Source organism: Nonomuraea sp. bgisy101 (genome assembly GCF_057708945.1).
In genome coordinates, this window is record NZ_JBYITD010000017.1 from 65,272 (window position 1) to 83,957 (window position 18,686).

General features: G+C 71.7%; 18 protein-coding genes. 13 read left to right on the plus strand and 5 right to left on the minus strand.

Annotated features, from left to right (window positions below):
* Nucleotides 1–23: 23 nt before the first annotated feature.
* The gene (locus tag AC3EO4_RS29565) at nucleotides 24–923 is read left to right on the plus strand and encodes a carbamate kinase (protein ID WP_379574119.1); all 900 of its coding nucleotides are present in this window, start codon (nucleotides 24–26) and stop codon (nucleotides 921–923) included.
* A complete protein-coding gene (bar, locus tag AC3EO4_RS29570) occupies nucleotides 924–2,015 on the plus strand; it encodes a barbiturase (protein WP_379574120.1) in 1,092 nt (363 codons plus the stop codon).
* Nucleotides 2,016–2,187: 172 nt separating this feature from the next.
* Here the strand turns inward: bar and AC3EO4_RS29575 are convergent, their stop codons facing one another.
* Together AC3EO4_RS29575 and AC3EO4_RS29580 are read right to left on the minus strand one after the other, a co-directional pair.
* Nucleotides 2,188–2,622, minus strand: a complete 435-nt coding sequence (locus tag AC3EO4_RS29575) for an RpiB/LacA/LacB family sugar-phosphate isomerase (protein WP_379574121.1) — start codon at nucleotides 2,620–2,622, stop codon at nucleotides 2,188–2,190.
* A 3-nt stretch (nucleotides 2,623–2,625) separates the two neighbouring features.
* Nucleotides 2,626–3,489: an NAD(+)/NADH kinase gene (locus AC3EO4_RS29580; protein WP_379574122.1), complete on the minus strand. Its 864-nt coding sequence runs from the start codon at nucleotides 3,487–3,489 to the stop codon at nucleotides 2,626–2,628.
* A gap of 76 nt (nucleotides 3,490–3,565) precedes the next feature.
* Here AC3EO4_RS29580 and AC3EO4_RS29585 point away from each other — a divergent pair, with 76 nt between their 5' ends.
* The 7 genes from AC3EO4_RS29585 (at nucleotide 3,566) to AC3EO4_RS29615 (ending at nucleotide 8,805) form a co-directional block, all read left to right on the plus strand.
* The gene (locus AC3EO4_RS29585; protein ID WP_431898706.1) at nucleotides 3,566–4,111 is read left to right on the plus strand and encodes an SseB family protein; all 546 of its coding nucleotides are present in this window, start codon (nucleotides 3,566–3,568) and stop codon (nucleotides 4,109–4,111) included.
* Between the two features lie 69 nt (nucleotides 4,112–4,180).
* Nucleotides 4,181–4,813, plus strand: a complete 633-nt coding sequence (locus AC3EO4_RS29590) for a prepilin peptidase (protein WP_379574124.1) — start codon at nucleotides 4,181–4,183, stop codon at nucleotides 4,811–4,813.
* 43 nt (nucleotides 4,814–4,856) lie between these two features.
* Nucleotides 4,857–6,038, plus strand: coding sequence for a chorismate synthase (gene aroC / locus AC3EO4_RS29595; protein WP_379574125.1), 1,182 nt, complete (start codon nucleotides 4,857–4,859; stop codon nucleotides 6,036–6,038).
* On the plus strand, nucleotides 6,035–6,535 hold the full coding sequence (locus tag AC3EO4_RS29600) for a shikimate kinase (protein ID WP_379574127.1): 501 nt from the start codon (nucleotides 6,035–6,037) through the stop codon (nucleotides 6,533–6,535). The genes aroC and AC3EO4_RS29600 overlap by 4 nt, the downstream gene beginning before the upstream one ends.
* On the plus strand, nucleotides 6,532–7,602 hold the full coding sequence (gene aroB, locus AC3EO4_RS29605) for a 3-dehydroquinate synthase (RefSeq protein ID WP_379574128.1): 1,071 nt from the start codon (nucleotides 6,532–6,534) through the stop codon (nucleotides 7,600–7,602). The genes AC3EO4_RS29600 and aroB overlap by 4 nt, the downstream gene beginning before the upstream one ends.
* Nucleotides 7,599–8,030 (plus strand): type II 3-dehydroquinate dehydratase, encoded by a 432-nt coding sequence (gene aroQ / locus AC3EO4_RS29610; RefSeq protein WP_379574130.1) that lies wholly within the window; start codon nucleotides 7,599–7,601, stop codon nucleotides 8,028–8,030. The genes aroB and aroQ overlap by 4 nt, the downstream gene beginning before the upstream one ends.
* Before the next feature lie 10 nt (nucleotides 8,031–8,040).
* Complete coding sequence (locus AC3EO4_RS29615; RefSeq protein WP_379574131.1) at nucleotides 8,041–8,805, plus strand: SGNH/GDSL hydrolase family protein; 765 nt, start codon at nucleotides 8,041–8,043, stop codon at nucleotides 8,803–8,805.
* 225 nt (nucleotides 8,806–9,030) lie between these two features.
* Here AC3EO4_RS29615 and AC3EO4_RS29620 read toward each other — a convergent pair whose 3' ends face one another.
* Nucleotides 9,031–9,177 carry a hypothetical protein gene (locus AC3EO4_RS29620; protein ID WP_379574132.1) on the minus strand — a complete coding sequence of 49 codons (147 nt, stop codon included), beginning with the start codon at nucleotides 9,175–9,177 and terminating at the stop codon, nucleotides 9,031–9,033.
* Nucleotides 9,178–9,313: 136 nt separating this feature from the next.
* Here AC3EO4_RS29620 and AC3EO4_RS29625 point away from each other — a divergent pair, with 136 nt between their 5' ends.
* The 3 genes from AC3EO4_RS29625 to AC3EO4_RS29635 are packed head-to-tail and all read left to right on the plus strand — an operon-like array spanning nucleotide 9,314 to nucleotide 11,749.
* A complete protein-coding gene (locus tag AC3EO4_RS29625) occupies nucleotides 9,314–9,889 on the plus strand; it encodes an NADPH-dependent FMN reductase (RefSeq protein WP_379574133.1) in 576 nt (191 codons plus the stop codon).
* A 40-nt stretch (nucleotides 9,890–9,929) separates the two neighbouring features.
* Nucleotides 9,930–10,913, plus strand: a complete 984-nt coding sequence (locus tag AC3EO4_RS29630) for an ATP-binding cassette domain-containing protein (RefSeq protein ID WP_379574134.1) — start codon at nucleotides 9,930–9,932, stop codon at nucleotides 10,911–10,913.
* The gene (locus tag AC3EO4_RS29635) at nucleotides 10,910–11,749 is read left to right on the plus strand and encodes an ABC transporter permease (RefSeq protein ID WP_379574135.1); all 840 of its coding nucleotides are present in this window, start codon (nucleotides 10,910–10,912) and stop codon (nucleotides 11,747–11,749) included. Before AC3EO4_RS29630 ends, AC3EO4_RS29635 begins: the two co-directional genes overlap by 4 nt.
* A 271-nt stretch (nucleotides 11,750–12,020) precedes the next feature.
* Here the strand turns inward: AC3EO4_RS29635 and AC3EO4_RS29640 are convergent, their stop codons facing one another.
* Nucleotides 12,021–15,617, minus strand: coding sequence for an AAA family ATPase (locus tag AC3EO4_RS29640; RefSeq protein WP_431898707.1), 3,597 nt, complete (start codon nucleotides 15,615–15,617; stop codon nucleotides 12,021–12,023).
* Between the two features lie 105 nt (nucleotides 15,618–15,722).
* Between AC3EO4_RS29640 and AC3EO4_RS29645 the strand changes: the two genes are divergently transcribed.
* Nucleotides 15,723–16,541, plus strand: a complete 819-nt coding sequence (locus AC3EO4_RS29645) for an MOSC domain-containing protein (RefSeq protein WP_431898708.1) — start codon at nucleotides 15,723–15,725, stop codon at nucleotides 16,539–16,541.
* A 31-nt stretch (nucleotides 16,542–16,572) separates the two neighbouring features.
* On the opposite strand, the gene AC3EO4_RS29650 is transcribed toward AC3EO4_RS29645, so the two are convergent.
* Nucleotides 16,573–18,546, minus strand: a complete 1,974-nt coding sequence (locus AC3EO4_RS29650) for an ATP-dependent DNA helicase (RefSeq protein WP_379574138.1) — start codon at nucleotides 18,544–18,546, stop codon at nucleotides 16,573–16,575.
* Between the last annotated feature and the right edge of the window lie 140 nt (nucleotides 18,547–18,686).

An 18,686-nucleotide genomic window follows, 5' to 3' on the forward strand; every position in this document is an offset into this window, starting at 1 on the left:
GCGGCCTGGGTAGCGTCGCGACCGTGGGTGAAAGGGTACTCATCGCGCTCGGCGGCAACGCCATGACGGCCCCCGACGGCAGCGCCTCGCCACGCGACCAGCAGGCCGCGGTCGAGGCGGCGATCCTGCAGGTCAGGGTACTCATCGACGCGGGCCGCGACGTGGTGCTGACCCACGGCAACGGCCCGCAGGTCGGCAACCTGCTGCTGAAGAACCAGCTGGCCGCCTCGGTCGTGCCGCCCGTGCCGCTCGACTGGTGCGGCGCGCAGACCCAGGCCACCATCGGCACGCTCATCATGAACGCGCTCGGCGGCCGGGCCGCCACCGTCGTCACCCGCACCCTGGTCGACGCGCGCGACCCCGCCTTCGAGGACCCGGTCAAGCCGATCGGGCGCTACTTCACCGAGGCGGAGGCGCGCAGGTTCGAGAAGCTCGGGCAGAACTGGCGGCGCTTCGAGCGCGGCTGGCGGCGCGTGGTCGCCTCGCCCGAGCCGCTGGAGATCCTCGACGCGGACGCCGCGACGGCGCTCATCGCCGCCGGGTTCACGGTCGTGGCCGCGGGCGGCGGGGGAGTACCCGTCGTACGGCAGGCCGACGGGTCGTTGGCGGGCGTCGAGGCGGTCGTCGACAAGGACCTCGCGGCGGCTCTGCTCGCGCAGGCCGTCAGGGCGGAGGTTCTGATCATCGCGACCGACGTGCCGAACGCCGTCGTCGGATACGGCGGGCCCGACCCGCGGCCCATCGGCCGGATCTCCGCGGACGAGCTGCGTGTCCTGCACGCCGCCGGGCACTTCGCCGGGGGGAGCATGGGACCGAAGGTGGAAGCGGCTCTGCGCTTCGTCGCAGGCGGGGGCAGGCAGGCCGTGATCACCTCGCTGGAGCACATCGCGAACGACGATGTCGGTACGAGAGTGGAGAGATAGATGCCGGAACCGATCGAAGTGCGCAAGGTCGCCATCGAGAGCGTGACCGACGCCTCAGGGCTGGAGAAGCTCATCGACGACGGGGTCATCGAGGCGCACAGGGTGCTCGCGGTGATCGGCAAGACCGAGGGCAACGGCGGCGTCAACGACTACACCCGCATCCTGGCCGACACGGCCTTCCGCGGGGTGCTGGCCAGGAAGGGGCATCCGGCGCCGGAGAGCGTCCCGCTGGTGTGGTCGGGTGGCACCGACGGCGTGCTCAGCCCGCACGCCACGATCTTCGCCACCACCGCCGACGCCCCCGCCACGGACGAGCCGAGGGTGTCGGTCGGCGTGGCCATGAGCGACGTCATCCTGCCCGAGGACATCGGCCGCCCCGCCATGGTCGAGAAGGTCGCGGCCGGAGTGCGGGAGGCCATGAAGGTCGCCGGCATCGACGACCCGCGCGACGTCCACTACGTGCAGACCAAGACCCCGCTGCTCACGCTGGCCACGATCACCGACGCCAAGAGCCGCGGCAAGGACACCGCCATCGAGGAGACGGGCCCCTCCATGGACCTGTCGAACTCCACCACCGCCCTCGGCATCGCCGTCGCACTCGGTGAGATCGAGATGCCGGCCGCCGACCAGATCCACCGCGACCTGTCCCTCTACAGCAGCGTCGCCTCCTGCTCCAGCGGCGTCGAGCTGGACAGGGCGCAGATCGTCGTCGTCGGCAACGTGCGCGGGATCGGCGGGCGCTACCGCATCGGGCACAGCGTCATGAAGGACGCGCTCGACGCCGACGGCATCTGGGAGGCCATCCGCGACTCCGGCATCCCGCTGCCCGACCGGCCGCATCCCTCCGACCTGGGCGACCGCCTCGTCAACGTCTTCATGAAGTGCGAGGCCGACCCCTCGGGGCGGGTGCGCGGACGCCGCAACATCATGCTCGACGACTCCGACGTGCACTGGCACCGCCAGATCAAGGCCACGGTCGGCGGTGTCGCGGCCTCCGTCACCGGCGACCCGGCCGTGTTCGTCTCCGTCGCCGCCGTGCACCAGGGCCCGTCGGGCGGCGGACCTGTCGCCGCGATCGCCGACCTGTCCTGACCGCGGACTGTCCCGATCGCGGCCCTGACAGGGGCCCGTCCCGGTCACGGCCCTGATGAGGGCCCGGCCCGCATCAGGGCCGGGCCCGCATCAGGGCCCGGCCAGTCCTGATCGTCGGGCCGCCCTGATGCGTGTACGGCCCGGCCGCCGGGTTTCCCCGCGGCCGGACCGGTCAGCGCGCCTCGAGGTGGCCGATGTTGGCCACGTCGGCGGGGTCCGCGCTGGGCGTCCCCGCGAACCACGCGTCGAGGATCTCGATCAGCAGCGGCTCGGAGACCACGCGCAGGCTCAGCGCCAGCACGTTGGCGTCGTTCCACCTGCGTGCGCCGTCGGCGGTGTAGGCGTCGGCGCACAGAGCGGCCCTGACCCCGCGCACCTTGTTGGCCGCGATCGAGGCGCCGGTGCCCGTCCAGCAGCACACCACCGCCTGCTCGGCCCTGCCCTCCGCCACGTCGAGCGCCGCGGCCTCGCTGGCCCATGCCCAGTCGTCGCGCTCGGCGTCGTCGAGCGCGCCGTGCGCGATCACCTCGTGGCCGCGCTCACGCAGCTCCTGCACCACTTTCGCGGCCACTCCGTCGAGGCTGTCGGCCGCCACCGCGATCCGCATGGCTCAGTCCACTTCCGCGCTGCCGTTGACCCTGAGCTTCCGCCGGGCGCGTTCGTAGAAGGTCGTCGTGCCGAGCCGTACCACCCACGCGGCGCCGGAGACGGCGCCGGCGGTCACGCAGTCGCCCGGGGCCAGGTGGCCCATCACCACGCCGTCGACCTCCACGGCCAGAGTGCCGCTCGTGGGCAGCAGCTCCAGGGTGACCTTCTCGTTCGCCGACAACATCACCGCCCTGTTGAACGCCGAGTGCGCCGCCGCCGGGATCACCAGGAAGCCCTCGACCAGGGGCGAGACGATCGGCCCTCCCGCCGAGAAGCTGTAGGCGGTCGAACCCGTCGACGTGGACAGGATGACCGCGTCGGCCGCGTAACGCACGAACGAGTGCCCCTCGACGGCCACCGCGACCGCGGCGATCCCGTCGCCAGGCACCCGCACCAGCGCGATGTCGTTGAAGGCGGTGACCTCGTCGCCGTCCTTCAGCGTCGTCCGCACCGCCATGCGCGGCTCCACGGTGTAGCGGTGCTCGTCGATGGCCGACAGCGCCTCGGGCAGCTCGTCCACGTCGATCTCGGCGAGGAAGCCGAGCTTGCCGAGGTTGACGCCGAGGATCGGGGTCTGCAGCCCCGCGATCAGCCGCATCGTGCGCAGCATCGTGCCGTCGCCGCCCAGGCTGACCAGCAGGTCGGAGCGCTTGCACAGCTCCTCGGGCTCGACCGCGACCGCGCTGCAGTGGATGCGGTCCACCTCCTCCGGCAGCCCGAGCACCGTCACGCCCCGCGAGGTGGCCCACGAGAGAATCGTCTCGATCGCGGTCTGCGAGTCGCGTCGCGGGTGCAGAACCAGACCAACAGTCCCGATCATGCCCATGCGTTTCACTGTACGCGGGCATGCTCAGCCGGCGTCCACCCAGACCACACGTGATACGCCGGTAGTCTCGTGCGTTGTGCCGAGCATTCCGCAGCCCCTGGTCCCAGGTGACGACGGCAGCGCCGACGCCGCCGTCGCCGCCGCGCTGGCCGCCTTCTCGGCTGGTACGGCCGACGCCACCGCCGTCCTGTCGGCGCTGAGCGGCTCCCGACTGCTGGTGCCCGTGGTGGCGCTGCTGACCGAGTCCGAGGTCGGCGCGCACGGGCTCAGGCAGGAGAAGGAGAGCGAGATGGCGCTGCCCAAGCTCGTCGGCAAGGACGGCAGGGAAGCGGTGATCGCCTTCACCGGCGTCGAGGCGCTCACCAGGTGGCGGCCGGACGCCCGGCCCATCCAGGCGACGACGCTGCAGGTCTGCCAGGCGGCCGTCCACGAGAACGCGGCGGCGGTGGTGGTCGACGTCGCGGGGCCCGTGCCGTTCGTGATCGAGGGCGGCGTGCTGGAGGCGATGGCCGCCGTGGAGTCGGGGACGCTCGACAGCGTGGGGCCTTCGGTGACCGTGGCCCGTTTCGCGGAGGAGCCCGCTCCCAGGCGCCGTCGCTTTCCCTGGTCGCGCCGCACCTGAGCCGCCCTGCGCCCGCGTGCCGTACGGAAAGGCCTGACAGCGGCCGCCGCCCACGGCCAAGATGGACCAGTGGTGATCTGGGCCGCGCTGGCGGGGTTCGTCGCAGGCGTCCTCGTGCGCTCACTCGCCGCGGGCTTCGCGACCGACCCTCCTGACACCCGCGCCGAGGCGCGGCGAGCCGTCCAAGGCCTGCTCAGGAGGCCGGAGCTCGGTGTCCCTACGATCGAGCTGCCGACGGCGGCGGTGTTCGCGCTGCTCGCCTGGCGGATGGACGCGGCCTACCTGCCCGCGCTCTACTACGCCGCGACGGCCGGCGCCGCGCTCTGCGTGATCGACTGGCGCACCAGCCGCCTGCCCGACGTGATCACCCTGCCCTCCTACCCGATCCTGGCCCTCCTCCTCATCCCCACGGGCCGGTTGCCCGAGGCGCTGCTCGGCGGCCTCGCCCTGTTCGTCCTGTACGGCGTGCTGTGGTTCGTCAGGCCCGCCGCCATGGGTCTGGGAGACGTCAAACTCGCCGGGCTCATCGGCATGATCGCCTGCTCGGTGAGCTGGAACGCGTGGATCGCCGCGGCGCTCGCGGGGCAGGTGCTCGGCGCGCTCTACGCAACCACCCTCCTTGTCACGAAAAAGGCGGATAAATCGACGGAGTTTCCGTTTGGCCCCTTCATGATCGTCGGAGCGCTCTGTCTCGCCTGGTGAGCCATGGCGATCCCACCGCTCCGCACATGGAAGACTTGTCAGCATGTTGCGCTGGTTGACCGCCGGAGAGTCCCACGGCCCCGAACTCGTCGCCATCCTCGAAGGACTGCCCGCGGGGGTGGAGGTGACCACGGCCGCCATCGACGAGGCGCTGCGCCGTCGCCGCCTCGGCTACGGCCGCGGCGCGCGGATGAAGTTCGAGGAGGACAAGGTCTCCATCGTCGGCGGCCTGCGCCACGGTCGCACCCTCGGCAGCCCTGTCGCCATCCGCGTCGGCAACACCGAGTGGCCCAAGTGGGAGAAGGTCATGGCGGCCGACCCTGTCGACCCCGCCGAGCTGGAGGGCCTGGCCCGCAACGCGCCGCGCTCCCGCCCCAGGCCCGGCCACGCCGACCTGGCCGGCATGCAGAAGTACGGCTTCGACGACGCCCGCCCCGTGCTCGACAGGGCCAGCGCCCGCGAGACCGCCGCCAGGGTGGCGCTCGGCGAGGTCGCCAAGCGCTTCCTCAAGCAGGCGCTCGGCGTCGAGATCTTCAGCCACGTCGTGTCGATCGGCGCGGCCCGTTCGCCCGGCAACGTCTTCCCCGTCCCCGGCGACCTCGCGGCCATCGACGCCGACCCCGTGCGCTGCATCGACCCCGAGGGCAGCGCCGCGATGATCGCCGAGATCGACAAGGCCCACAAGGACGGCGACACGCTCGGCGGCGTCGTCGAGGTTCTCGCCTACGGCCTGCCGCCGGGTCTCGGCAGCTACACGCACTGGGACCGCCGCCTCGACGCCCGCCTAGCCGCCGCCCTCATGGGCATCCAGGCCATCAAGGGCGTCGGCGTGGGAGACGGCTTCGAGACCGCCGCGCGTCCCGGCTCCAGGGCCCACGACGAGATCGAGTACACCACCGACGACGGCGTCAAGCGCATCACCAACCGCGCGGGCGGCGTCGAGGGCGGCATGACCAACGGCGAGGTCCTGCGCGTCAGCGCCGCGATGAAGCCGATCTCCACCGTCCCGAGGGCGCTGGCCACGATCGACGTCAAGACCGGCGAGGCCACCAAGGCCCACCACGAGCGTTCCGACGTCTGCGCGGTGCCCGCCGCCGGCATCGTGGCCGAGGCCATGGTGGCGCTGGTGCTGGCCGACGCGGCCCTCGAGAAGTTCGGCGGCGACTCCGTCGAGGAAGTCGCCCGCAACCTGTCCGGCTACCTCTCATCCATGGTGATCAAATGACCAAGGCCGTGCTGATCGGCCCGCCAGGGTCGGGCAAGACCACGCTCGGCCGCCTGCTCGCGCAGCGGCTCGGCGTCGCCTTCCGTGACACCGACACCGACGTCGAGTCGGTCGCGGGCAAGGCCGTGAGCGACATCTTCATCGAGGACGGCGAGGCGCGCTTCCGCGAGCTCGAGCACGAGGCCGTCCGCGTGGCCCTGGCCGAGCACGACGGCGTCCTGGCGCTCGGCGGCGGCGCGATCCTGCACGAGGGCACCCAGGCGCTGCTCGACGGGCACGCCGTCGTCTACCTCGAGGTAGGCCTCGCCGACGCCGTCCAGCGCGTCGGCCTCGGCTCGGCCCGCCCGCTGCTGGTCCTCAACCCGCGCAGCCAGCTGAAGAAGCTCATGGACGAGCGCCGCCCCGTCTACGAGCGGCTCGCCGTGCTGACCGTGGTGACCGACAAGCGCGACCCCGAGGACCTCGTCGAGGAGATCGTGAAGGGGCTGCCGGCATGAGCGCCACCCGCATCACCGTGCGCGGCGACAGCCCCTACGACGTCGTCATCGGCACCGGCGTGCTGGGCGAGCTGCCAGGCCTGCTCGGCGAGGGCGTCCGCACCGTGGCCGTCGTCCACCCTTCGACGCTGCCCGAGATCTCCAGGCCCGTGTGCGGTGCGCTCGAGGAGGCGGGCTACGACGTGATCCCGCTGCCGGTCCCCGACGGCGAGGCGGCCAAGTCCGTCGAGGTCGCCGCCCAGCTCTGGTCGGCTTTCGGCCGGTACGGCATCAGCCGCTCCGACGCCGTCGTCGGCGTGGGCGGCGGCGCCACCACCGACCTGGCGGGTTTCGTCGCCGCCACCTGGCTGCGCGGCGTCAAGGTCGTCATGGTCCCCACCACGCTGCTGGCCATGGTCGACGCGGCGGTCGGCGGCAAGAACGGCATCGACACCCCCGAGGGCAAGAACCTCGTCGGCACCTTCCTGCCGCCCGCGGGCGTGCTCTGCGACCTGGCCACGCTGCCGTCCATGCCGCGCGACGACTACGTCGCAGGCCTCGCGGAGATCATCAAGGGCGGTTTCATCGCCGACCCGACCATCCTCATGCTGGTCGAGGACGACCCCGAGGGCGCCACCAGGCCAGAGGGTGAGCACACCCGCCAGCTGATCGAGCGCAAGATCCAGGTCAAGGCCGACGTCGTCGGCGCCGACCTGCGCGAGGCGGGCCTGCGCGAGATCCTCAACTACGGCCACACCCTCGCCCACGCCATCGAGCGTGCCGAGCACTACCAGATCCGCCACGGCGAGGCCGTCGCCATCGGCATGGTCTACGCCGCCGAGCTGTCCCGCCTGGCGGGCAGGGCCGACCTGGTCGAACGGACCCGCTCCATCCTCACCTCGGTGGGCCTGCCCACCGCCTACCGCAAGGACGCGTGGCCTGAGCTGCGCGACCACATGCGGCTCGACAAGAAGAACCGCGGCGCCAAGCAACGCTTCGTCGTCCTCGACGGCCTGGCCAAGCCGGGCCGGTTGGAAGACCCCGCCGAGGAGCTGCTGGAGGCCGCCTACCGCGAGGTGGCGCGATGATCTACGTGCTCAACGGCCCCAACCTGTCGCGCCTCGGCACCCGGGAGCCCGACGTCTACGGCGCGGAGACCTTCGAGGACCTGCGCACCCTCTGCGTCGCCACCGGGCGCGAGCTCGGCCTCCACGTCGAGGTCCGGCAGACCGACGACGAGGCCGAACTCGTCGGCTGGATCCACGAGGCGGCCGACGGCAAGATCCCCGTCGTGCTCAACCCCGCGGCGTTCACCCACTACTCCTACGCGCTGCGCGACGCCCTCGCCCAGCGCACCGCGCCACTGATCGAGGTGCACATCTCCAACCCGGCCGCGCGCGAGGAGTTCAGGCACACCTCCGTCGTGGCCGCCGTCGCCACCGGTACCATCGCCGGGTTCGGACTCCAGTCCTACGTCCTTGCGCTGAGGGCGATGGCGGACCTGATCAACGAGTAGGGCCCCCACGATGACGCGGTACCGCTCCTACGTCGCGCTCGGCGACAGCTTCACCGAAGGGCTCAACGACCCCGGCCCCGACGGCCGCTTCCGCGGCTGGGCCGACCGGGTCGCCGAACGCCTGGCACAGCTCGAGCCCGACTTCCACTACGCGAACCTCGCCGTGCGCGGCAAGCTCATCGACCAGATCGTCGCCGAGCAGGTCCCGGTGGCCGTGGCGATGAAGCCCGACCTGGTCAGCTTCTGCGCCGGCGGCAACGACCTGCTCAGGCCGGGCAGCGACCCCGACAGGATGGCCAAGAAGCTCGCCGCCGCCGTCGCCGAGCTGCGCGCGACCGGCGCCGAGGTGCTGCTGTTCACCGGCGTCGACCCGCGCGACACGCCGCTCATGCGGCGCGTGCGCGGCAAGTTCGCCGTCTTCTACCTGCACCTGCGCTCCATCGCCGACCTGTACGGCTGCCGCGTCGTCGACCAGTGGTCGATGCAGGCGATCCGCGACTGGCGGGCATGGAGCGACGACCGGCTCCACCTGAACGAGGACGGGCATCGGCTGGTCGCCGCCAGGGTGCTCGACGTGCTCGACGTGCCGTGCGACGACTCGTGGCACAAGGACTGGCCGGCCCGCGTCGTCGACCCCAGGGTCAAGCGGCGCGAGGACGCCCGCTGGGTGCGCGAGTTCCTGGTGCCCTGGGTCAACCGCCGCCTGCGCGGCACCTCCTCCGGCGACGGCCTCGACCCCAAACGCCCCGACCTGAGGCGCTGGAACCTCCACTAGCACCTGCCGGTCGGGCGGCGCCCAGCTCATCGCCGACGAGATCGCACACCGCGATCCACCCGGCGACGCCCTGGCCGGACACCGCCCCGCGCATCCCGCCCGACTCACGGCCTCCGGAGTGCTGGCCTGCCCGGTGTGCTGGCCTGCCCGGTGTGCTGGCCTGTCCGGTGTGCTGGCCTGTCCGGTGTGCTGGCCTGTCCGGCCCGCCGCCCGCATGGCGGTCGCTCATGCCCTGGTGCTTCCCGGCTGCGGGCGAGACCCGGATGGCCGCAACGGCGGGTGACTGAGCGCCTCACCGCAGCCGAGCACCACGGTCAGCGTCTCGCCGACGATCAGGCCGCACGGGTCGCGGACGGCCGGTTCTTCTCGCACAGGGTGAGGCTCGCCGGCTCGAGCTCGTCTCGGCGTGATCTCGCCGGATCGGACCTCCTTCGCCGGCCGGGAGAGCCCCTCCGCTAGATCCGATCTAGCGATGATCTAGCGCCTCCTTCATGAAAGGAGGTGCGGGATGAAGGCTTCGGGCCCGCTGCGGATGGCGGTGATCATCGGCAGCACGCGCGAGGGCAGGGTCGGTGACAGCATCGGCCGCTGGTTCGCCTCCCGTGCCGGGCTCCGCGACGACCTCGACGTCTCCGTCCTCGACCTGGCCCACTACACCTTTCCGCCGGCCTTCCCCTCCGTGGCCACACCCGCCATGCGGGCGTTCGCGGCCTCGGTGTCGGCGGCGGAGGCCTTCGTCGTGGTCACCCCCGAGTACAACCGCAGCTTCCCCGCCTCCCTCAAGCAGGCGATCGACTTCGCCTACGACGAGTGGCAGGCCAAACCGGTCGGGTTCGTCTCCTACGGGTCCGGATCGTGCGGCCTTTACGCCATCGAGCACCTGCGAACCGTGTTCATCGGCCTGCATGCCGTCACCGTGCGTGACGGTGTCGGGGTCGACCTGCTCGACGGCGGTGTGGGCGAGGACGGCAGGCCGTACGACACCGACCAACGCGAGCAGGCGGTCACCACGATGCTCGACCAGCTCCTGTGGTGGGGGCTCGCGCTGCGCGCCGCCCGCGCCGCCCGGCCCTTCGCCTCCTGAAGAACCTCCTGAAGAACTCCATACAGAAAGCGACGTCACCATGACAGAACTAGCCATCGAAACATCAGGCCTGGTCAAGTCGTTCGGCGACAACCGCGCCGTCGACGGGCTCGACCTGAGCGTCCCCGCCGGCATCGTGTACGGCGTGCTCGGCCCCAACGGAGCCGGAAAGACCACCGCCGTCCGCATGCTCGCCACACTCCTGCGTCCCGACGGCGGCCAGGCCAGGGTCTTCGGCCACGATGTCAGGCGCGAGGCCGATGCCGTACGCGCCAGAGTGAGCCTGACCGGGCAGTACGCCTCGGTGGACGAGGATCTGAGCGGCATGGAGAACCTCGTCCTGCTCGCCCGGCTGCTCGGCCACCGCAAGCCCGCCGCGCGCGACAGGGCACGGGAACTGCTGGAGGCGTTCGGCCTCACCGAGGCGGCCGACCGCCTGGTCAAGAACTACTCGGGCGGCATGCGCCGCAGGCTCGACATCGCCGCCAGCATCCTCAACACTCCCGACCTGCTCTTCCTCGACGAACCGACCACCGGGCTCGACCCGCGCAGCCGTAACCAGGTCTGGGACATCATCCGCATCGTCGTCGCCCACGGCACCACCGTGCTCCTGACCACCCAGTACCTCGAAGAGGCCGACAGACTGGCCGGCCGCATCGCGGTCATCGACCACGGCAAGGTCATCGCCGAGGGCACGCCAGGCCGGCTGAAGTCGTCCATCGGCGCGGGCGCGGTCCACGTGCGGCTGCGCGACGCCGCCCAGCGTCCCGAGGCCGAACGGCTGCTGTCCGCCGCGCTCGGCACGCACGTCTACCTCGAAGCCGACCCGGTCGCGCTGACGGCCCGCGTCGCAGGCGCCGACAACGGGGAGCGCGTCGCCGCCGAGCAGGCCTCGCTCGCCCTGGCGGAGCTGGCCCGCGCCGGCATCGTCGTCGACGACTTCTCCCTCGGCCAGCCCAGCCTGGACGAGGTCTTCCTCGCCCTCACCGACCGTCCCGCCTCCGAGAAGGAGATCGCAGCATGAGCACCGACACCTCCACCGCCTACGTTCCCGTGGCCGAGACGCTCGGCACCGTGCTCGCTCCGTCCGCCCGGCCGCAACGCCCGAGTGCGCTGTCGTCGTCGATGACGTTCGGCTGGCGGGCGATGTTGAAGATCAAGCACGTGCCCGAGCAGCTCTTCGACGTCACCGCGTTCCCGATCATGATGACGCTGATGTTCACGTTCCTGTTCGGCGGTGCCCTCGCGGGCTCGCCGGGGCAGTACCTTCAGTTCGTCTTGCCCGGCATCATGGTGCAGAGCGTCGTGATGATCACGATGTACACCGGCGTCGAGGTCAACAAGGACATCGAACGAGGCGTGTTCGACCGCTTCAGGACCCTGCCCATGTGGCGGCCCGCGCCCATGGTCGGCTACCTGCTGGGCGACATGCTCCGCTACGTGACGGCCTCGACCGTCATCCTCATCGTCGGCCTGATCCTCGGCTTCCGCCCTGGCGGCGGCATCGCGGGCGCCGTGGCGGGAATCGCGGTGCTGGTCGGCTTCTCGTTCGCGTTCTCGTGGCTCTGGACGATGCTCGGCCTGCTCCTGCGCAGCGAGAAGTCGGTGATGGGGTGGAGCATGATGGTGCTGTTCCCGCTCACGTTCCTCAGCAACGTCTTCGTCAACCCCGACACGATGCCGGGCTGGCTACAGGTGTTCGTGGTCCACATCAACCCGATCAGCCACCTGGTCGCCGCCGTCCGCTCCCTGATGGGCGGGAACGCCGACTTCGGCGAGCTGGGCTGGGTGCTGGCGGCGAGCCTCGTCCTCGTCGCGGTGTTCGGCGCCCTGACCATGCGCCTGTACAACCGCAAGTAGTGACACACCGTCGTACCAGCTGAAACATCGATAACGATCATTCTGAGGACACAGCGGCGGGCGCGAAGAAGGCATCCACGGCCTTTCGCGCCCGCTCCGCTGCGTCGGCGCTGAAGCGGGTGCGAATCCTGTGCGTGAACCTTGCGGCAAGCTCAAGTCGGGCAGTCACGAGCGCCCGTCGATGGTTCGCGCCCTGGTTCATCGTCGGCGGCGTCATGATCGCACTGGTCGTGGATGCCCCGCTGTGGATCCGCTTCGCCGGAGGCGGTGGTCACAAGCGCCACGTGAGGTCGGAGTCGGGGTCGTAGCGGCAGGTGGTGCCCGTCGAGACGGTGGCGCGCAGGTGCGCGGCCAGCTCGGGGTGGAGGGTGTCGAGCTTCCTCAGCACGTCGCGGATCCTCGCGGTGACCGTCTTGCGTGCTCGTTCCGCCTCGTCGCCGAGTCTGCGCGCCCGCCCTCCGAGCCCCGCGGCGGCTCTCAGCTCGGCCAGCAGCGCCTCGCGCTCCCTGTCGAGCGCCGCCGCCCGCGAGTCGTCGCCCAGCTCCAGCGCGCGGTCGGTCTCCTCGTCGAGCCTGGCCAGGTGGTGGCGGTACCGCGCCTTGGCCTCCTCGTCGAGGACCGCGTCGCCGCCCAGTCGGCGCGCGGCGACCACCACCTCGCCGCCCTCGGGAGCCAGGAGCTGTACGGCGGGCAGATCCGTGCCGGGCCGGCTCAGCAGGTGGTGAAGGTCCCGCAGCCCTTTGGCGTCGGGAACGTGAGCGGTGCGGCCACCGAACGTCAGGGGCCACACCGACCCCTGCCTGGTGAACTCGCGGCCGGCGTCCGCCACCCCGACCTCCGCGAACGCCTCCCGCCCGTCCGTCACCCCCCACGAGCTCGCCGTCCCGCGAGACGATCCGTCGACACCCGGAGGCCCAGGGGAGTGCTCTCCGAGGGACTGTCCGCCGCCCGACTCCCGTGGGCCTCCCACGTCCGACCCGGGGATCCGCTCTCCGTCTTCCTGCGGTGCTCGACTCCCGCGCGCCTTCTGGGCGCGACGCAGGCTCGCCGCCGTCCGACTCCCGGCAGACCCGGCCGGATCGCCGTCCACCGGCCCTTCGCCATGAGCGCCGGTCCTGACGTCGTCGGGCATGCCGGCCTCACGCACACCCGGCCCGACGAACGGGGCGTGATCGGATCGGTGAGCCGGCCCGCTCCTCTGCTCGGTGTGCGGCGCGCGATCGGGGCGCCGGGCCTGGCGCTCGTCCGATGACGTGGGCTCGTCGTTCGCGCGCCGTTCCACGCCTTCGGCCGGTACGGCGGCGCGGACACGAGGGGCCTGCCGTATTCGGTCAAGGCGGTCGGGCATGTGGCGCATGTCCAGCGTGGCCGCCTCGGCGGCCAGGTCGTCCAGCAAGCGCTCGGCGGTCCGCGCGTCGCCCGGGTGGGCGCGGGCGAGCAGCGCGGCGGCCAGGTGCAGGCGGGCCTCCACCGACCACAGCCGCGCGTGCAGCCGGTCGGCCGAGCTCCTGGCGGCGGTGAAGGCCTCGATCGCCGCGTCCCAGCGTTCCTCGGCCGCCTCCACGAGGCCCTGCCAGAGGATCATGGGGCCGCTGACGTCCCAGCCGTAGAGGGAGACGGCCCACTCGTCCAGGTGGGGTGCCAGGAGCTCCCTCGCTCTCGCGCACAGCTCGGGGTCTCGGGAGGCCGCCGCCACCTCGGCCAGGTAGCGCAACCACAGCGGCCGGATCGACTCGTCGGAGGGCGCGTCGCCGATTCGCGGCAGCGCGGGCTCGGCCCGCCCACGCCGCAGGTCGGTCAGCGCCTCAAGCATGGCCGCGTAGGGGTGACGGCCGGCGCGCAGCCGTTCGTGCACGGAGCGCAGCTCCTCGAAGCGCCCCTGTGCCAGCAGCACCGCCCAGCGATGGTGGTCGACCATGTAGCCGAAAGGGGTGTGATCGTGGCCGCCGGCGACCTCGATGACCTCGTCCAGGAGCGACTCCGCCGTGGCGAAGTCGCCGGACAGGAGCTCGATGATGCTCAGGTCGATCGACGTGGACAGGCCGACGTGGGCGTGGTCGCTGCGCCTGCCCATCGTGATGTAGTGGTGGAACTGGTCGAGGAATCGGGGATCGCCGAGCTCCAGCAACGCCACCCAGTGGAGTGAGGTGGTGAAGTGTTCCATCTCGGCGTCGTTGCCGCGGCGGGCCAGCGCGCGCAGCTCCTCGGTCAGCTCCACCCGCTGCTTGGCGGTGCCCGGCCCCCAGATCGTGTCGTGGAGCGCCCACAGGCCGAACGTCAGCGCCTCGTCGTCGTCGCTGTTGCGCGCGACGAAGCTGATGCGCACCGCGAGGTCCTGCGCGAGCCGGTCGGCGGAGGGCTGGTCGCTGCCGCCCGCGTCGGGGACGAACCTTCGGTGCGCGTCGCGGAGCAGCTCCAGGCTGGTGGCGGTGTCCTCGTTGCGGCAGGTGCCGTAGTAGGTGAGCGCCGCGCGGGCCAGCAGCGCGGGGTCGTCGAGCCGGCGGGCGGCGGTGATGGCCCGGTCGAAGACCCGCGCGGACTCCTCGCTCTCGCCGCCGCGGTGCAGCTCCCGGCCGAACGCCAGACCGACCTTGATCAACGACTCGGGCGGTCCCTTCTCGGCCAGCTCCATCGCCCTGCGCCAGTGGGTCAGCGACTCCTCCATGGCCAGCCGGTGCAGCGCCTGCTTGGCCGCCGACACCAGCAGCTCGCAGGCGAGGACGGGATCGAGGGCGTCGCCCGCGAGGTAGGCGTGGCGCGCCAGATCCCCCGGCAGGGCCTCCGGCACGGCCCGCAGCGCGTGGACGGTCGCGACGTGCCTGGCGCGCAGGTCCGCCTCGTCGAGCGAGTCGTAGAGCGTCTCCCTGACCAGGTCGTGGGCGAAGGCGAACACGCCGCCGCCGCGGGGGACGACCAACCTGGCGGCGGCGGCCTGGGCCAGCAGCCTGTCGACATGGGCGGCAGGGGACGCGGCGACGGCCGCGAGCACCTGCCGATGGAACTCCCTGCCGAGCACCGCGGCGTCGGTCAGCAGGGTGACCACGCTGGAGGGCAGCAGCGACAGCCGCCGCCGCAGTGTGTCGCGCACACTCGGCGGGATGGCCGCCATCGAGCCGTTGCTGCGCCACAGCCGAGCGGTCTGCTCGACGAAGAAGGGGTTGCCTCCGGTGCGCAGGTGGATCTCCTCCACCACGTCGTCACCGGGCTCGTGGCCTATGGTGCGGGCGATGAGCGCGGCCACCTGCGCCCTGTCGAGCCCGGTGAGCGTGATCATCGTGGCGCGCGCCGACAGCGAGGTCAGCTGCGGGCGCAGCGGATGCTCGACCTGCTCGACCTCCACGTCGCGGTAGGTGCCGAGCAGCAGCAGCCGCTCGAACCAGGTGTGCTGCGCCGCGAACTCCAGCAGCCGCAGCGAAGCCCCGTCGGCCCAGTGGAGGTCGTCGAGCACCACCACGACGGGGCGTGTCTGTGACAGCGTGACCAGAGCGGTGGTGACGGCGTCATAGACCTGGAAGGCGTCGCCCGCCTCTCCTGTGGCGCCGTCGCCGAGCAGCGCGGTCAGACTCCCGCCCGCGGCCTCCTCGATGACCGGCCACTCGCCGGTACGGCGCAGCGCGCGGATGACCTGCACCCACGGCCAGTAGCCTGGCGCGGCCTCGGAATCCCAGCAGGACCCGCTCAGCACCACCGCGCCCGCACGCCTGGCCTGCTCGGCCGCGCTGGTCACCAGCGTGGTCTTGCCGATGCCCGCCTCGCCCGTCACCAGCACCAGGCCGCCGTGGCTGGCGGTCACCCTGCCGATCTCGGCACGCAGCAGCTCGGCAGGGTGCTCCCTGCCGATGAGCGCCTGGCCGTCGTGAGTTCGCATCGTGCTCAGAAGGTAGCGCTTGGTGCCGACAAAATCCGTGCCCGACCTCAGGGTACGGCGGGCAGGTAGGCGAGAGAGCGCTCTCTCGCGTCGTAGAGTGAGCTCGTGCTGATCACGCAGATCCGTATATATCCGATCAAATCCATTTCAGGACGGGCAGTGGACACCGCGTACGTCCACCCCTGGGGACTGGACGGAGACCGTCGGTGGGCGGTCGTCGATCACCAAGGTGACAATCTCTGGCTCGGCGAGTATCCCCGGCTGCTGGCCGTCACCGCCGCGGAGCGCCCCGACGGCGGCCTGCTGCTGTCCGCGGAAGGACTCCCGGACCTCGAGGTGCCACCGGCGCGCGGGGAGAGCGTTCCCGTGGGATTCTCGGGGCTGGACCGCGCCGTGCTCGCCGCGGACGAGGCCCACTCCTGGTTCACCGACCTGCTCGGCGTGCCCGCCAGACTGGTGTGGCTCGACGACCCGGCCCGCCGTTCCATCGACCCTGCCCATGGCGGGCTGCCGGGGGAGGTGGTGACGTTCGCCTGGGACGCGCCGCTGCTGCTCACCTCCGCCGCTTCCGCACGCAGACTCGACGAATGGATCGAGGAGGGCGCACGCGAGCGGGGCGAGCCGTCGCCAGGGCCGCTGTCGCCGCTGCGGTTCAGGCCGAGCGTGGTCGTCGACGGGCTCGTGCCGTTCGAGGAGGACGGCTGGCGGGAGGTGCGGATCGGCGGCGTCGACTTCCGGGTGTCGGAGCTGTGCGACCGGTGCGCGGTGACGATCATCGACCCCGACACCCGGCTGAGGGGCAAGGAACCGCTCCGGACGCTCGCCAGGCACCGCAGGTGGGACGGCAAGACGTGGTTCGGCATCCGTCTGGTCCCGCGCACCCTGGGCGTGATCAACGTGGGCGACCCGGTGACGGCCCGCTGACCGCAGGGCCGTCGAGCGCCCTGGCGGCCCGTCAGCTCGTCAGGCGCTTGAGTGCGGTCCTGACCACCGCAGGGTCGCTGGTCCGCCAGAACGGAGGCAGCGAGTTGAGCAGGAACCCGCTGTAGCGGGCCGTGGCCAGCCGAGGGTCGAGCACCGCCACCACCCCCTTGTCGTCCTGCGCCCGCAGCAGCCGCCCGGCCCCCTGCGCCAGCAGCAGCGCCGCGTGGTTGGCCGCCACCGCCATGAACCCGTTGCCGCCCTTGGCCATCACGTGTCGCTGCCGCGCCGAGGTCAGCGGGTCGTCCGGCCTGGGGAACGGCACCCTGTCGATGATCACCAGCCGCAGCGAGGGGCCGGGCACGTCGACGCCCTGCCACAGCGACAGCGTGCCGAACAGGCAGGTCGCCTCATCCTCGGCGAACTGCTTGACCAGCAGCATCGTGGAGTCGTCACCCTGGCACAGCAGCGGCACGTCGAGCCGGTCGCGCAAGGCCTCCGTCGCCGCCTTGGCCGCCCGCATCGAGGAGAACAACCCGAGCGTGCGCCCGCCCGCCGCCTCGATCAGCTCGGCGATCTCGTCGACGTAGGCCTGCGGCAGCCCGTCACGCCCCGGCTGGGGCAGATGCTTGGCGACGTAGAGGATGCCGGAGCGCGGGTGGTCGAAGGGCGAGCCGACGTCGATGCCCGTCCAACCCTTGTCACCGAGCCCCCACTGCGCGGCCAGCCCGTCGAAGGTGCCGCCGAGGGCGAGCGTGGCCGAGGTCAGCACGACCGTCCGCTCGCCGAACAGCTTGTCGCGCAGCATCCCGCCCACGCTCAGCGGCGCCACGCGCAGCGTCGCGGGCCGCCTGTCGGTGGCGCCGTCGAGCCACACCACCTCGGCTCTGTCGACCTCCGAGGCGTGCCCGTAGGCCTCCAGCATGCGCACGGCCGTGTCGTGCACCTCGTCGAGCGCGGTGAAGGCCGCCTTGCGCTGGCCCACAGTGTCCATGTTGTCGGGATCGGCGGAGTTGTTGGCCCCGCGCGGGCCCATCGCGGTGACGCACCTGGCGGCGCTGTCGCGAACCAGCGCGAGCGTCAGCCCCAGCACTTCGGGCAGATCGTCGATCCGGCCGGGCGGCGCGGCGTCGAGCAGCGCCTTGAGGTCCTCGCCCGCCTCCATCAGCTGGTCGGCGATCGGCTGCTCGATGAGCCGCCCGACCCGCCGTACGGCCAGCGAGACCGAGGCCTCCGACAGCTCGTCGGTCACCACCGAGGTGACCCTGTCGACCAGCTCGTGCGCCTCGTCGACGACCACGACCTCGTGCTCGGGCAGGATCGACATGCCCTCCATCGCGTCGATGGCCAGCAGCGCGTGGTTGGTGACGACCACGTCGACCTCTCCGGCCCGCGCCTTGGCCAGCTCGGCGAAGCACTCGGCGCCGCTCGGGCAGCGCTGCGCCCCCAGGCACTCCTTGGCGCTCACCGAATACTGCCGCCAGGCCTGCTCGTTGACGCCGGGCACGAGCTCGTCGCGGTCGCCCGTCGTGGTCTCCTCGGCCCATTCCTGGATGCGCTGGACCATCCGGCCCGTGGCACTGACCTCGCGGGGGTCGAACAGCTGGTCCTGCTCCTCCTCCGGCCACCCGGCCGTCACCTTGTAGCGGCACAGATAGTTGCGCCGCCCTTTGAGGATGGCGAAGGTCGGCTCGTGCGGCAGGTCCTTGCCGAGGGTCTCGGCCAGGCGCGGCAGGTCACGGTCGACGAGCTGCCGCTGGAGGGCGATCGTGGCGGTGGAGACGATCACGGGGGAGTCGGACTCCATCGCGTGCCGGATCGAGGGCACCAGGTAGGCGAGCGACTTGCCGGTGCCCGTGCCGGCCTGGACCGCGAGGTGCTCCTCGTCGTCGATGGCCCGCTGCACGGCCTTGACCATGGTGATCTGCCCTGGCCTGTCGCTCCCTCCCAGGGCGCCTACGGCGATGGACAGCAGCTCTTCGACTGGTGGGAGTGTGGAGTCCGGCACGGCAGAAACCGTACCCGGTCGCGGCGACAGATTTGGCAGCCTTGCGATCGGGCCGCGTCGCGGCCGTCCGCAGGCATCCTCAAGAGTCGCCCAAAGGGTTGCAAAACCCCGGTCACCTCTCCGTACGGAGGTGAACACAT